The sequence below is a fragment of the Sciscionella marina DSM 45152 genome (genome assembly GCF_000379465.1).
GTDB classification, from domain to species: domain Bacteria; phylum Actinomycetota; class Actinomycetes; order Mycobacteriales; family Pseudonocardiaceae; genus Sciscionella; species Sciscionella marina.
In genome coordinates this window covers 422728-437476 of record NZ_KB905380.1, presented here as the reverse complement: position 1 = coordinate 437476, position 14749 = coordinate 422728, and the positions used below count along the sequence as shown (strand labels likewise).

The 14749-nt window shown below is 69.4% G+C and carries 13 protein-coding genes; 8 read left to right on the top strand and 5 right to left on the bottom strand.

Annotation, left to right across the window (positions count from 1 at the left end; translation table 11 throughout):
- Position 1 precedes the first annotated feature (1 nt).
- Both A37U_RS0102000 and A37U_RS0101995 read right to left on the bottom strand, forming a co-directional pair.
- A complete protein-coding gene (locus tag A37U_RS0102000; protein ID WP_020494932.1) occupies positions 2–1558 on the bottom strand; it encodes an APC family permease in 1557 nt (518 codons plus the stop codon).
- Positions 1555–3033 (bottom strand): aldehyde dehydrogenase family protein, encoded by a 1479-nt coding sequence (locus A37U_RS0101995; RefSeq protein WP_020494931.1) that lies wholly within the window; start codon positions 3031–3033, stop codon positions 1555–1557. Before A37U_RS0101995 ends, A37U_RS0102000 begins: the two co-directional genes overlap by 4 nt.
- A gap of 382 nt (positions 3034–3415) precedes the next feature.
- Here A37U_RS0101995 and A37U_RS0101990 point away from each other — a divergent pair, with 382 nt between their 5' ends.
- The 6 genes from A37U_RS0101990 to A37U_RS0101965 all read left to right on the top strand — a co-directional run bounded on the left by A37U_RS0101990 (position 3416) and on the right by A37U_RS0101965 (position 9805).
- Positions 3416–3985 (top strand): TetR/AcrR family transcriptional regulator, encoded by a 570-nt coding sequence (locus A37U_RS0101990; RefSeq protein ID WP_051111529.1) that lies wholly within the window; start codon positions 3416–3418, stop codon positions 3983–3985.
- 136 nt (positions 3986–4121) lie between these two features.
- A complete protein-coding gene (dxs, locus tag A37U_RS0101985) occupies positions 4122–6017 on the top strand; it encodes a 1-deoxy-D-xylulose-5-phosphate synthase (protein ID WP_020494929.1) in 1896 nt (631 codons plus the stop codon).
- Positions 6018–6069: 52 nt separating this feature from the next.
- Entirely contained in the window at positions 6070–6747 is a 678-nt protein-coding gene (locus A37U_RS0101980; RefSeq protein ID WP_020494928.1) for a response regulator transcription factor, read from the top strand.
- Entirely contained in the window at positions 6744–7889 is a 1146-nt protein-coding gene (locus tag A37U_RS0101975) for a sensor histidine kinase (protein WP_240437473.1), read from the top strand. The genes A37U_RS0101980 and A37U_RS0101975 overlap by 4 nt, the downstream gene beginning before the upstream one ends.
- A 75-nt stretch (positions 7890–7964) precedes the next feature.
- Complete coding sequence (locus tag A37U_RS0101970; RefSeq protein ID WP_026196783.1) at positions 7965–8678, top strand: SDR family NAD(P)-dependent oxidoreductase; 714 nt, start codon at positions 7965–7967, stop codon at positions 8676–8678.
- The gene (locus A37U_RS0101965; protein WP_020494925.1) at positions 8675–9805 is read left to right on the top strand and encodes a glycosyltransferase family 9 protein; all 1131 of its coding nucleotides are present in this window, start codon (positions 8675–8677) and stop codon (positions 9803–9805) included. Before A37U_RS0101970 ends, A37U_RS0101965 begins: the two co-directional genes overlap by 4 nt.
- Here the strand turns inward: A37U_RS0101965 and A37U_RS41970 are convergent.
- On the bottom strand, positions 9790–11052 hold the full coding sequence (locus A37U_RS41970; RefSeq protein ID WP_020494924.1) for an HRDC domain-containing protein: 1263 nt from the start codon (positions 11050–11052) through the stop codon (positions 9790–9792). The two genes, A37U_RS0101965 and A37U_RS41970, sit on opposite strands and share 16 nt — an antisense overlap.
- Positions 11053–11132: 80 nt before the next feature.
- Positions 11133–11858: a response regulator transcription factor gene (locus tag A37U_RS41965; protein ID WP_040586411.1), complete on the bottom strand. Its 726-nt coding sequence runs from the start codon at positions 11856–11858 to the stop codon at positions 11133–11135.
- A gap of 237 nt (positions 11859–12095) precedes the next feature.
- On the opposite strand from A37U_RS41965, the gene A37U_RS0101950 reads away from it, so the two are divergent.
- Positions 12096–13277, top strand: coding sequence for a dipeptidase (locus A37U_RS0101950; RefSeq protein WP_020494922.1), 1182 nt, complete (start codon positions 12096–12098; stop codon positions 13275–13277).
- Entirely contained in the window at positions 13277–14050 is a 774-nt protein-coding gene (locus tag A37U_RS0101945; RefSeq protein ID WP_020494921.1) for an alpha/beta hydrolase family protein, read from the top strand. Before A37U_RS0101950 ends, A37U_RS0101945 begins: the two co-directional genes overlap by 1 nt.
- A 7-nt stretch (positions 14051–14057) precedes the next feature.
- On the opposite strand, the gene A37U_RS0101940 is transcribed toward A37U_RS0101945, so the two are convergent.
- Positions 14058–14606: a DUF3000 domain-containing protein gene (locus A37U_RS0101940; protein WP_026196780.1), complete on the bottom strand. Its 549-nt coding sequence runs from the start codon at positions 14604–14606 to the stop codon at positions 14058–14060.
- Positions 14607–14749: the final 143 nt, after the last annotated feature.

Below are 14749 nucleotides of genomic sequence, written 5' to 3'. Positions count from 1 at the left end.
TTCACTTTCCTTCCTTTTCAAGGTTTTCGTCCTCGATCGCGTCCGTGCTCGCCGCGTGTGCGGCGAGAATGCCGGTCTTGTGGCGCTGCACGAACCAGTAGTACGCGAAGCCGATGCCCGCGGCGCCGACGACGAAGATCACGGCCATCCACTGCAGGTACCAGTGGTACGGCGGGGAGGCGTTGTAGATCTCGTTGCGCGGCCAGGCGAGGTTGATCACCATGGCGGTTCCCCACACCACGCCGAGCAGGTTCACGATGAACCCGAACTTGCCGAGCGAGAACCGGCCGGGTTCCCGTTTGCTCGACCAGCGACCGCGAATCCGCGCGATCAGCATCGGCACGGTCACCAGCAGATAGGAGAGGTAGATCAGGATCACCGCGAGACTGGTGACCGCGGAGAAGATCTGCGGCTGCCCGACGTTGAGCACGAGGAGGGCGACCGCGAGCACGCCGATCACGACCGCGGGGACGATCGGGGTGCCGAACTTCTTGCTCACCGTGGCGAGTTTCGAGCCCGCGGGAAGCGCGTTGTCCCGCGCCATCGCGAAGGCCATCCGGATCGCCGCGGTGTGCACGGCGAGCACGCAGACGGTGATCACGATGAACGAGGCCGCGAGGAACACCCGTCCGATCCACGGGCCGAGCGCGTCGGTGAGCACGTACTGCAGTCCGACCGAGCCCAGTTCCGGGGCGTTGATGTTGCGCACCGCCATGAGCGCGAACAGGATGATCAGCCCGCCGAGCACGAACGAGGCGATCAGCGAACGCAGGATCGCCTTCGGCGCGTTCTTGCGCGGATTCAAGGATTCCTCACCGAGCGAGGCCGCGGTGTCGAATCCGTACATCACGTAACTCGAGGCGATGATCGCGACCAGGAACGCACCGAGATAACCGGAGGAGTATCCCGCGCCGGTGTTGTGCGTCTCGGTGACCACACTGGGCCCGCGCACCGCCTGGAACAGCAGCAGCACGATCAGTAGCACCGCGGCCACCAACTCGATGAACACGCCGGTGGAATTGATGCGTGCCATGAGTTTCACGCCGAACGCGTTCACCACGGTGGTGAACACGATCAGGATCGTGGCGAGCAGCACGCCGTTCGCCGAATCCTGGGTCGGGCTCGGATGCGTTCCGCCGATGATCTGGAAGCCCTCCCAGATCTGCGGGAGGGTCTTCTGATAGGCGAGCGCGGTCGCGGCGATCGAGACGATCGAGGCGAGCAGCATCATCCAGCCCGCGAGCCAGCCGATGTGCGGATTCGCGAGTTTTTTCGTCCAGTTGTAGACCGAACCGGCCACGGCATATTTCCCGGACAGTTCCGCGAAGCTCAGCGCGACCATCAACTGGCCGATGAACACGAGCGGCCAGCCCCACCAGTAGGCCGGTCCGCCCTGGGAGATGCCGAGATAGGACATCTGGAACGTCCCGGTGAGCACCGAGATGTAGGAGATGCCGGCGGCGAAGGTGTGAAAACTTCCCAGCGTCCGCTTCAGCGAGCTCGAATAACCGAATTCCCGCAGATCGCTCTCGTTCGTGGTGGTTTTCTCGACGGTCACGCCGGGCCTCCGGAGAACCAGTGACCGGGACCTGGTCGCAGATTGTGGTAGACGTGCTTGGTCTCGACGTATTCACCGAGCCCGCCCGGACCGAGTTCCCTGCCGATTCCGGACTGCTTGTACCCGCCCCATTCGGCCTGCGGGAGATACGGGTGGAAATCGTTGATCCAGATCGTGCCGTGCCGCAGCCGCGCGGCCACCCGCTGCGCCTTGTCGGTGTCCGTGCTGAACACCCCGCCGGCCAGCCCGTAGATGGTGTCGTTCGCGATCCGCACCGCGTCGTCCTCGTCGGTGAAGGTCTCCACGGTGAGCACCGGCCCGAAGGATTCCTCGGTGACCGCGTGCGATCCCTGCGCCACGCCATCGAGAATCGTCGGCAGGTAGTAGAAGCCGTCGGCCAGCGCGGGACTCTCCGGCCGCGCGCCACCGGTGCGCAGTTTCGCGCCCTCGACGATCGCGGCGGCCACGTAGTTCTCCACCTTTTCCCGGTGTGCCGCGGAGATCAGCGGTCCGGTCTCGGCCTGTTCGTCGAACGGGCCGCCGAGCCGGATCTGTTCGGCACGCCGTACGAGTTCCTCGACGAACCGATCGTGCAGCGATTCCTGCACGATCAGCCGTGCACCGGCCGAACACACCTGGCCGGAATGCAGGAACACCGCGGTGAGCGCGAAATCGATGGCGGTGTCGAAATCGGCGTCGGCGAACACGATATTCGGATTCTTGCCGCCGAGTTCGAGGGCGACCTTTTTCACCGTCACCGCCGCGGAGGCCGCGATCGCGCGCCCGGTGTGCAGCCCGCCGGTGAACGAGACCAGGTCCACGTCCGGGTGCGAGGACAGCGGCGCGCCCGCCTTGGCCCCGGAACCGAGCACCAGGTTGGCCACCCCGGCGGGCAGTCCGGCCTCGATGAGCGTGCGCAGCAGCAGGATCGCGGTGTGCGGGGTGAGCTCGGAAGGCTTGAGCACGAAGGTGTTCCCGGCGGCGATCGCGGGCGCCACCTTCCAGGCGACCTGCAGCAGCGGGTAGTTCCACGGCGTGATCAGCCCGCACACGCCGACCGGTTCGTGCACGATCCGCGAGGCCACATCCGCGGAACCGGCGTCCACCACCCGGCCCGCGTCGTGCGCGGCGAGCGTGCCGAAGTACCGGAAACAGGCCACGATATCGGCCATGTCATAGCGCGATTCCACGATGCGCTTCCCGGTGTCCAGGGACTCGGCGCGCGCGTATTCCTCGGTGTCCCGCTCGATCCCGTCGGCGACGCGCAGCAGCAGCGCACCGCGCTCCGCGGCCGGGGTCGCCGGCCACTCACCGGCATCGAAGGTGCGCCGCGCCGCGGCGATCGCGGCCTCGGTGTCCCGCTCGTCTCCCTCATCGACCGTGGCGACGAGCGACCCGTCCGCGGGACAGCGGATCTCGCGCGTGGCGCCGCCGATTGCCGCGCGCCAGCTGCCATCGATGTGAAGTTCGGGCATGAAGTATTCCTTTCTCGCGCACAGACTCCGGATGGAGTGCCGTTCTCGAGGCTGATTCTCAGCCGTTTCGCATCGTCGTTTTCGCGGTTTGAACTGCGGTTTCGTGGATTTGTTTCAACTGCCGTGTCTCGCGCGCACGGGCGCGGAAAATGGCGGTGACGAAGGCCGTGGCCCTGCGGCGGCCCCGGACGAAAGACGACGCGCGTATAGGCAGCTTTCAGTCGTCAAGGCGATAACTTCTTCCTGTTTCAGCGTGTCTGTTCGGACGGCGATCAGGTTGCGTACATTTGTACACTGCCTACGTACATATGTCCACAACGACATTGGATATAGTCGGGAATTGTGCGGATTTATTGCGGTCGGTGATGAGGAGTTACCTGTAGTGACTGCTGAACGGGTGCAGGGTGGTGGGCGCCGCCGTGCCTACGATCCGGCGCGGCGGGAGCGCATCGCCCGTGCGGCGATCGCGGTGATCGCCAAGCACGGGGTGGCGGATCTGACCCACCGCAAGGTCGCGGCGGAGGCCGGGGTGCCGCTCGGGTCGACCACCTACCACTTCGCGACCCTGGACGATCTGCTCGAGCTCGCCCTGCTGCGGGCCACCCAGGACAACGTCGCCCAGGTCGAGCGCTGGGCGGCCGGTCTCGACGGCTACCCCGACATCCCCACCGCGCTCGCGGACCTGGTCCTCGAATCGGTCACCACCCAGCGCGACGAGACCATCGTGGGCTACGCGCTGTACACCGCGGCCCTGCACCGGCCGTCCCTGCGCTCGGCGAGCGAGGCCTGGGACGCGGAACTGACCCGGATCTTCGTCGGATGCACCGATGAGATCACCGGGCAGTTGATCGCGGTGGCCGTGTGCGGCCTGCTGGTGCAGCTGAGCCTCAGCGAGTCGGTGCCCTCGCGGGAATGGCTGCGTTCGCTGTTCGCCACAGCGCTGGCGTCCTGAGCGTCGATCGGGTCCGGTTGCCGCATCGATAGCGTGCTCACATCCGGCGCGCCTGGTTGGTATCCCTGCTGGCGTCAGGGATTACGCTGGATCGCGACGTGAATCGATTCGCCGGACGGGACGAGGTGAGCTGGCGGTGACCCTGTTGGAAACCGTGCACGGACCTGCTGACTTGAAGCGCATGACGCATGCCGAGCTGACGGTGCTCGCCCGTGAGATCCGGGAATTCCTCGTGGAGAAGGTGCCCGAGACCGGAGGGCACTTCGGGCCGAACCTCGGGGTCGTCGAGCTGACCATGGCGCTGCACCGGGTGTTCGATTCCCCGCACGACGCGATCCTCTACGACGTGGGGCACCAGTCGTACGTGCACAAGATCGTCACCGGCCGCTGGCAGGAGTTCGACTCGCTGCGCCAGCAGGGCGGTATCTCCGGATACCCCTCGCGGGCGGAGAGCGAGCACGACTTCGTGGAGAACTCGCACGCGTCCACCGCGCTGTCCTACGCCGATGGGCTGGCCAGGTCGTTCCAGTTGCGCGGCAGCCGCAGGTACGCGGTGGCCGTCGTGGGGGACGGCGCCCTGACCGGCGGGATGTGCTGGGAGGCGCTGAACAACATCGCCGCGGACCCGAACCGTCCCGTGGTGATCGTGGTCAACGACAACGGCCGCTCCTACGCGCCGACCATCGGCGGGGTCGCCGATCATCTTGCCTCGCTGCGCCTGCAGCCCGGCTACGAACGGGCGCTCGAATCCGGGCGGCGCACCCTGCTGTCCACCCCGGTGTTCGGCAAGCCGGTCTATCAGGCGCTGCACGCGGCGAAGGCGGGCATCAAGGACGCACTCGCCCCGCAGGCCATGTTCACCGATCTCGGCCTGAAGTACGTCGGCCCGGTCGACGGGCACGATCTGCACGCGGTCGAGGCCGGGCTCGCGCGGGCCAAGGCCTTCGGCGGTCCGGTGATCGTGCACGTGGTCACCCGCAAGGGCAACGGGTACGCCCCGGCCGAGGACGACGAGGCCGACCAGATGCACCAGGTGGGCCCGGCGGGCGGGAGCAAGAGCACCGGCCGCAGCTGGACCTCGCTGTTCGCCGATGCGCTGCACGAGGCCGGGCACCGTCGCCCCGATCTGGTGGCGATCACCGCGGCGATGATGGGCTCCACCGGCCTCTCCAAGTTCGCCGAGTCCTTCCCGCAGCGCTGTATCGACGTGGGCATCGCCGAGCAACACGCGATGACCTCGGCCGCGGGGCTCGCGATGGGCGGCATGCACCCGGTGGTCGCGCTCTACTCGACCTTTCTCAACCGCGCCTTCGACCAGCTGCTCATGGATGTCGCCCTGCACAAGCAGCCGGTGACCCTGGTACTCGACCGCGCGGGCATCACCGGTCCGGACGGTGCCTCGCACCACGGGATGTGGGACCTGTCGCTGCTCGGCATGATCCCCGGGATGCGGGTCGCCGCACCGCGGGACGCGGTGACCCTCGCCGAGGAGTTCACCGAGGCGATCGAGATCTCGGACGGACCGGGCGCGCTGCGCCTGGTGCGCGGGACCGCGCCGGAATCGGTGCCCGCGGTGCGCCGCGTGGGCGGGGTCGACGTGCTGCGCGAATCGGAGACGGCGGATGTGCTGCTCGTCGCGATCGGCGGGTTCGGTGAACTCGCCGTGCTCGCCGGGGAGCTGCTGGCCGCGCAGGGCATCGGGGTCACCGTGGTCGATCCGCGCTGGGTGCTTCCGGTGCCCGAGGCCCTCACCGAGCTCGCGGCCCGGCACACCTGCGTGGCCAGCGTCGAGGACAGCGGACGGCACGGGGGCTTCGGCACGGCGCTGGCCGCAGCGCTGCGCGATGCCCGTGTCGAGGTGCCGCTGCTCGACCTCGCGATCCCACAGCGGTTCCACGATCACGGTTCGCGCTCGGAGGTGCTCGCCGGGCTCGGCCTGACCGCCCAGGATGTGGCGCGCCAGATCACCGAGTGGTCCGCGGACCACCTGGATTCCTGCCGAACAGCTGAATCGTCACTGAGAAAACCCTGATGACCTGCCCAGAAGGCGGCAATACACAGGGTGACTGTGGCACGGTGGAAACGTGCGGATTCTGGTAGTTGAGGATGAAGAAGCGCTCGCCGAGGCCATCGCCCGCGGGTTGCGCAGGGAAGGCATGGCCGTCGATGTCGCTACCGACGGTACGACCGGCAGCGAGAAGGCCAGTGTCACCCGCTACGACGTCGTGCTGCTCGATCGGGACCTGCCCGGCGTCTCCGGGGACGACATCTGCCGGGACATCGTCAACTCCGGCGCGCTGACCAGGGTGCTGATGCTCACCGCGAGCGGCTCGGTCACCGACCGGGTGGACGGGCTCTCCCTCGGCGCGGACGACTACCTGGCCAAGCCCTTCGCCTTTCCCGAGCTCGTCGCGCGGGTGCGCGCGCTCGGCAGGCGGGCCACCCCGGCGACCCCGCCCCTGCTCGCGGCCGGTGACCTGCGGCTGGACCCGGCCAAGCGGGTCGTCACGCGCAAGGGGGAACCGATCGAGCTGACCCGCAAGGAGTTCGGGGTGCTCGAGGTGCTGCTCTGCGCGGGCGGTTCGGTGGTGTCCAGCGAGGAACTGCTCGAACGGGTCTGGGACGAGAACGCCGACCCGTTCACCACCACGGTCCGGGTGACCGTGATGACGCTGCGTAAGAAGCTCGGTGAGCCGGGCGTGATCGACACGGTGGTCGGCTCCGGATACCGGGTCGCCGAACCGGTACGGCAGGTTGAGTGAGCCGGTTGAGCCAATCACCCCGGCGTGGTGGATTCGGGCTCCGGGCACGGCTCACCGTGCTCGCGACCGGTCTGGTGGCGCTGGTCAGCCTGGTGTTGCTGTGGCTTGGCTGGATGCTCGCCGGGAACGTCATGCAGGCGGTGCCACGGCTGCCGGACGGTGAGGTCGTCCAGGTCGACGGCTACGACGTCACCGCGGATCAGCTCGCGGCCGCGCTCGCCGGCCATGCGCGCACCGAGGTGCTGCGGGACGGGGGAGTGGCGGTCGGCCTGGTCGTCATCGCGGCCGCGCTGCTCGCCTGGACCCTGACCGGCAGGCTGCTGCGCCCGCTACACGAGGTGACCGCCACCGCGCGCACCCTCTCGGCGAGCTCGCTCGGGGAACGCATCCGGCTGGACGGCCCGCGCGATGAGGTGGCCGAGCTCGCGGACACCTTCGACGCGATGCTCGACCGGTTGCAGGCCACCTTCGACTCGCAACAGCGCTTCGTCGCGAACGCCAGCCACGAACTGCGCACCCCACTCTCGGTGATCCGCACCGAACTGGACGTCACACTCTCCGATCCGCAGGCGAACGCCGCCGAGCTGCGCCGGATGGCCGAGGTGGTGCGCGGCGCCTCGGACCGGTCCGAGCAGCTGGTCGAGGCGCTGCTGCTGCTCGCCCGCACCGATGGGACCGGGATCGCGGTGCACGAGCCGGTCGACATGGCGGTGCTCGTGGCGAGTGCCTGGCGCGCCGTGCAGGACATGGCCGCCGAACGGGAACTCGAGGTCGTGTTCGACACCCCGCCCGCCTCCACGGTCGGCGATCCCTCGCTGCTGGAACGCGTGGCGGGCAATCTGCTGGAGAACGCCATCCGGCACAACATGGACCAGGGCTGGATCCGGGTGCGATTGGTGTCCGACGAGCACTGGACCGAGCTGCGGGTCGCCTCCTCCGGTCCGCCCATCGCCGCCGAAGAGATCACCGCGCTGTTCGAGCCGTTCCGCAGGGCGGGGGTCGCCCGCACCGCCCGCGGCGGGGCCGGTCTCGGGCTCTCGATCGTGCGCGCGATCGTGCAGGCGCACGGCGGGGAGGTTTCCGGGATTCCGGTCGAGGGCGGCGGGCTGGAAGTATTCGCTCGCCTGCCCGCGGCGCCCTAGCGAAGCGTGCCTCCTGTGGCCCCATGTCCTGCTCGCGACGGACGAGGACCACACGAGGCACGCTAGAGTTCCCCCATGACTCGAACCGCCGTTGTGGTCGGTGCCGCGGGCGGGATCGGCTCGGCCTGTGTGCGCAGGCTGGCCGCCGACGGGTACCGCGTCGTCGCCGTGGATGCCGACGAACGGGTGCGCGAGCTTCCGGACTGCCGCCCGGTACAGGGGGACTGCACCGCGGCCGAGGTACTCGACGAGGCCTTCGCCGGTCCGGTCGATGTGCTGGTGCACGGTGTCTATCACTGGGTGCGTGCTCCGCTCGAGGAGCTGCGCCGCGAGGACTGGCTGCGGGTGCTCGATGTGGGCCTGCTCTCCGCCTGGGAGGCCGCGGTCCGGGTCGCCGAGGGCGGGCGCGCCGCCTCGATCGTGCTCATCGGCTCGGTTCAGGCCGATCGCGCGGTCGCCGGGGCGGCACCCTATGCGGCCTCGAAGGCCGGCCTGGCCAGCCTGGCGCGGGCGGCAGCGGTGGAGTGGGGCCCGCGGGGGATCCGGTGCAATGTGGTCGAGCCGGGTGCCGTGGAGATCCCGGTGAGCGCCGAACACCTCGCCAAACCCGAGGTCCGTGGCCCCATGCTGGACGCCCAGCCGCTGCGCCGATTGTGCGTGCCGGACGAGATCGCCGGGGTGGTCGCGTTCCTCGCCGGGAGCGATTCCGCCTTCGTCAACGGCGAGACGATCGCAGTCAACGGCGGCACCACGGCTCTGCTCCCCGGTGAGCTTCCGAGGTATTCATGAGCGAATCGGTACTGGTCGACTTCGTCTACTGCCATCCGGTCGGGCACGCCATCGAAGCGCTGCAGTACTGCCTCGGCTACAAGCGCGCCGATCCCCGGCGGCGGGTCGGTGTGGTGCTGAACGCCAATACCCCGGCCGAGCTCGCGCACTGGTGTGCGGACGTGGACGAGGTGTACACGGTGGACATCGACGTGTTCGAACCACCGGAGGCGGACGTGCTCGCGCACATCCCCCGGGACTGGGACTGGGTGTTCGACGATGCGCGCGGCCACCAGGAATGGCAGTGCGAGTTCTTTCCCGGACTCGGGCGCTACTACCGCCTCGCGGGTGAGCGTTTCCGCGCACGGAAGCGGCACGGGGTGGTCGGCGACGGTTCGGCCGAATACCGGCCGGGGGAACGGTTGCGGATCGAACCGCCCGCGACGGTCCCGGAATCCGGGGGAGTGCCGCAGATCGCCGTGCTCCCCGCGGGCAGTGCGGAACGCTCGCTGTATCCCACGCTCGACTCCTGGGTGCGGATCCTGCGGGCGGTGCGCGCCCGGTTCGGCGAGGTGCGGCTGCGGGTACTCGGCAAGCTCGCCGCCGACGGGCGCACCAGCACCGGCTTCGCCGCCGAGGAGTTCACCGCGCTCGCCGAACGGGTGGACGGGGTGCGGCTCGATCTCGATCTGCCGCTCGCCGAACAGCTCGCCCTGCTGCGCAGCTGCTCGATGCTGCTCTCCCCGCACACCGGTTTCGGGTTCACCGCGCTCGCGGTCGGCACCCCGTGGCTCGTGCTCGCCGGGAACCACTGGCCGGAGTACTACTTCAATCCCGGCGTCCCGTTCTATTCGGTGCTGCCCGATATTCAGCGGTTTCCTTGCTACCGGCCCATTCTCGGCGACGGTTCGCTCGACGACCCGGAACCGGTCGATGACCAGGGTCCGCGGTCACCGAGCATGTGCGCGGACCGGATCGAGGGCGACCTCGAGGAACTGCTCGATGCGGCCGGTCTGCTGCTCGCCGGGGAGCTCGACTTCGAGGCGGCGATGACCGGTCATTTCCGGCGGCTCTCCGCGCTCTACGAAGGCCGTCACGAGCGGATGTACTCCGTGGACGGCATCCACCTGAACTACTTGCCCGGCTGAGCCGGCGCCGTTTCCCGCAGCGCCGTGGTGAGCACTCCGGTGGTGAGCTCGACCTGCCAGGGACGGGCCCCGCCCGCGCGCAGCGCCTCGGCGACGGTTTCCGGTTCCACGGGCTCGGGCGGCTGCCAGGACAGCCTGCGCACCAGATCGGGGAGCAGCAGATTCTCCACCGGGAGGGTATGGCGTTCGGCGATCGAGTTCAGCGCCTCGCGCGCCGCGCTGAGCCGAGCCGCCGCGTCCGGATCGCGTTCCGCCCAGCGGTTGGTCGGCGGCGGGCCCTCGTGCTGCTGGGAGGAGTTCGGCAGCGAGGTGCCGTCGAGTTCCCTTGCCCGCTGCAGCGCCCCGCTCCACAGGTTCGCGTTGCGCCGCTGTGCCCGGCCGCGGAACACCGGGAGCTTGATCAGTTCGCTCGCATCCCGGGGATCGTCGGTCGCGGCCTGCACGATGGCCGAATCGGGCAGCACGCGGCCCGGCGCGATATCGCGCCGGGCCGCGAGCTGTTCGCGGGCGAGCCAGAGCTCGCGGACCGCGGCGAGTTTGCGCGGCGAACGGACCCGGTGGATACCGGAGGTCCGCCGCCACGGTTCGTGGCGCTGGGGGCGTGGTGGCGCCGTGCGAACCGCGTCGAACTCCTGGAGTGCCCACTCCAGTTTGCCCGCCGCGCGCAGCTGCTCCTCGAGTCGATCGCGCAGTTCGATGAGCAGTTCCACGTCGAGTGCCGCATAGACCAGCCAGTCCTTCGGCAGCGGTCGTCGTGACCAGTCCGCCGCCGAATGGCCCTTCTCCAGCTCGTAGCCGAGCAGGATGCGGACCATTGTGCCGAGGGCGACCCGTTCGTAGCCGGCCAACCGTGCGGCCAGTTCCGTGTCGAACAACCGGGCAGGCCGCATCCCGAGCTCGTCGAGGCACGGCAGGTCCTGGGATGCCGCGTGCAGCACCCATTCCGGACCGTCCAGTGCCTCGACGAGACCGTCGAGCTCACCGTCGAGTGCGACCGGATCGATGAGCAGGGTCGGTGTGCCCGTCCTGCGCAGCTGGATCAGGTACGCACGCTGTGAGTACCGGTACCCGGACGCCCGTTCGGTGTCCACGGCGATCGGACCCTCGCCCGCCTCCAGAGTGCGTACTCCGTCGGCGAGTGCGTCCGGATCGGCGATCACCTCGGGAACGCCGTGTTCCGGTTCAGTGAGCGGGGTCGCCGCCTGCTGGTCGTGTTCTTCGGAAACTGCTCCCACGGTGTGCGACATTACGTCGCCGGGGCCGAGTGATGTGCTCGGACGCTCATTTCCCGGCGATACCCCCCATATTGGGGAATCGCCGAGCGTCCTTACCTGATCACTCCGGCCCGCATGGCGAGCGCGACCATCTGCGCCCGGTCCCCGGTGCCGAGTTTCCTGCCGACCCGGGACAGATGCGACTTGACGGTGAGCGAGGAAAGGCTCAGCGTCTCACCGATCTCTTTGTTCGACTGGCCGTCCGCGACGAGCTGGAGCACCTCCACCTCCCGGGTGGAGAGCTCCCGGGTCGAGTGGTCCGCGCCAGCCACCCGAGACCCCGTGGCCAGCAGCGGAGCCACGGATGGATCCGCGTAGACCCCGCCGTCCAGCACCCGCCGCACCCCGTCCACGACGACGACCGCGGACGCCGACTTGAGCAGGTATGCCTGCGCTCCGGCCTGGAAGGCCGAGCGGACGGCGTAGGGATCGTCCGAGGAGGCCAGCACCACGATCCGCGGCCACGCCTGCGTACGCAGTTCGGTGACCAGTTCGATCCCGCTGCCGTCCGGCAGCCCGAGATCGAGGATCGCGAGGTCACACGGCCCGGTGGCCACGGCTCTCGCTCTTGCCTCGGCGACCGTGGCCGCCTCGTGCACCTCGCCGGCGCCCATAGTGGCGAGTCGTGCCGCGATGGCTTCCCGCAGCAGCGGGTGGTCATCGACAACGAGCACCGAGAATTGCTCTTCCCGCGGGTGCGGGACCAAATTGCTTGCCGACAATGTGTTGCCGGCCGTCGTCGTGTTTCGGACGGCGTCGGGTAATCCGACGGCAGCCACGTCATACCTCCCTGGAGTCGGTCGTGCCCCCGACCGCACCGGGTCTTTCGGCCAACCAGCCGCGCCACTGATCGACCGAAAGTGGTGCCGATAGCGGAGAAGAGTAGCCCCCCAAGCGGCCTAATGACATGCGCCCGGGCCAATCTGTACGAAATAGTTTGAGTGAAGATGCCGGTAGATTCACACATTTGAGCGACAAATGTGTTTACCTGTAACGCGAGGAGCTTGGCTGACGACATGCCTCAATCAGCGATCGACAATTCGGTTCACACGGGGGAGAGCGGCACCGGAAGTGAGGTGCTTCGCGTCACACCCTTGGTAGACGGGCACAACGATCTGCCGTGGGCGCTGCGCGAGATGTTCGGCCCGGACGCGGTCACCCGGCTCGGCGAGCTCGACCTGGACACCGATCTGCGGCAGGCCCACCCCGAACTGCACACCGACCTGGTGCGGGCGGCCGAGGGCGGGCTCGGTGCCCAGTTCTGGTCGGTGTACGTGCCCTGTTCCTACACCGGCTCCAGCGCGGTGACCGCGGTGCTCCAGCAGATCGAGCTGGCGCACGCGATGGTCCGCCGCTATCCGGAGCGGCTCGGCCTGGCGACCACCGCCGCCGAGGCGCGCGAGGTCTTCGCCTCCGGCAGGCTCGCCTCGCTGCTCGGCGCCGAGGGCGGGCACTGCATCGACGACTCGCTGGCCGTGCTGCGCGCGCTCTACCGGCTCGGTGTGCGGTACATGACACTGACCCACAACGAGAACACCGGCTGGGCCGATTCGGCCACCGACGAGCCCGCGCACGGCGGGCTCACCGAGTTCGGCCGCCGGGTGGTCGCGGAGATGAACGCGCTCGGCATGCTCGTGGACCTCTCGCACGTCGCCGAGTCGACGATGCGGGACGCGCTCGAGGTGAGCTCGGCCCCGGTGATCTTCAGCCACTCCTGTGCCAAGGCGGTGACCAACTCCCCGCGCAACGTCCCGGACGACGTGCTCGGCACCATGGCCGGGAACGGCGGGGTGTGCATGGTCAGCTTCGTGCCCGGGTTCGTCTCGAAGGAGATCGCCGCCTGGGACGAGCAGGTGCGCGCGGCGATGGACGCGGCCGGTGACCGCTACGTCGACCTCGGACGGCGCGGTGCCTTCATCGAGACCTGGGACGGCCCGCCGCGGCCCCAGGCCACGCTGGAGGACGTGCTCGAACACCTCGACCACGTGCGGGAGGTGGCCGGGATCGAGCACATCGGCCTCGGCGGGGACTACGACGGGGTCGCGGCCCAGCCGCGCGGGCTCGAGGACGTCACCGGTTACCGGCTGCTGTTCGACACCCTCGCCGATCGCGGCTGGTCGCGCACCGACCTCGGCAAACTGGCCGGGGAGAACGCGCTGCGGGTGCTGGCCGAGGCCGAATCCGCGGCGAGCCACTGATGGCCGGGGGCGCGCGCTGGATCCTCGACCCGGCCACCCGTGGACCGGTGCCCGAACCCGATTTTTTGCTCGCCTACGGGCCGGGACCGGAGCGAGTGGCCGAGGTACGCCTTCCCGAGGGGACCGGGCCGGCTCCGCTCGTTCTGGTGCTGCACGGCGGGTATTGGCGGGCCAAGCACGACCGCGGCTACCTGGGGCCGCTGTGCGCCGAACTGACCGCCCGCGGGTACCTCACCGCGAACGTGGAGTACCACCGCAGCGGTCAGCCCGATGGTGGCTGGCCGGGGACCGCCGAGGACGTGCGCGCGGCCGTGCACGTCCTTCCCGCACTGATCGAGGAGGCGGCGCCGGGGCGGACCGGGGCCGGGACGGTGCTGCTCGGGCATTCCGCGGGCGGGCACCTCGCGCTGCTCGCGGCGCACGAGGGGATCACCGGGATCCTCGCCCTGGCCGCGGTCAGCGATCTCGCCGAGACCGCGCGGCAGCGCCTGGACGAGGGCGCGGCACAGGAGTTCATGGGCGGCGAACCCGCGCAGCTGCCCGAGGCGTACGCGGCGGCCGACCCACTGCGTCAGGGGCCGCCGGGGGCCCGCACCGTGCTGGTGCACGGCGACGCCGACGACCGGGTACCGCACGCGTTCAGCGCGCGTTATGCCGAGCGGTTCGGCGTACACCTGCGCACCGTGCCCGGGGCGGACCACTTCGACCTCGTCGCACCCGGCTCGCCCGGGTTCGCCGCGGTGGTCGAAGCACTGGCGGAGGTAACGGGCTGAGCGAGGTTCAGCGGCTGCCGTCGCGCTGGGAAAGCATCGAGATCCCGACCGGCGGCAGCCCCACCGCGCTCGCCAGCAGGCCGCAGAACGCCTCGGTGTGCGCGGCCAGATCGGTGCCGAGCGGGGTCCAGGAGGCTCGCACCTCGAGATCGCAGGCGTGCTCCGGGCCCGCGATGTCACCGAACCGCGCCGAGGTGGTCTGGGTGACGGTTCCGCCGAGTGCGGCGAACGAGGCCCCGTACTGTTCGAGGCCCTCGGTGAGCCAGGACCAGCCGACCTCGGGCAGCAGCGGGTCGGCGGCGAGCTCGCTGTCCACGTCCGCGCGCAGGAAACCGACCAGTCGCAGCACCCCGTCCCAGGACTCCTGCCCGTCCGGATCGTGCAGCAGGATCAGCCGCGCGGTCGCCGCGTCCTCCTCGTCCTCGCCCGGTCCGTCGATCTCGCAGCCGATGCCGAAAGCGTAGGGCGCGAGCCGCTGCGGTGCCTTGATCCGCTTGAGGCTGATCTCGGTGCGCGGCTTGTAGGACACCAGCGAGCGGACCGCCTCGCGGAACATCGGCGGCCCCTGCAGTCCTGTGCGATCCGAACCCCCGGCCGGCGCGGTGAGCGCCTCGCCGTTGCCGGTCTCGGTACCAGTGGTAATCGGAGTCACGTCCGGCACTGTAAGCCCGAGCACCGACTCTTACCGGCAAGGCGCGC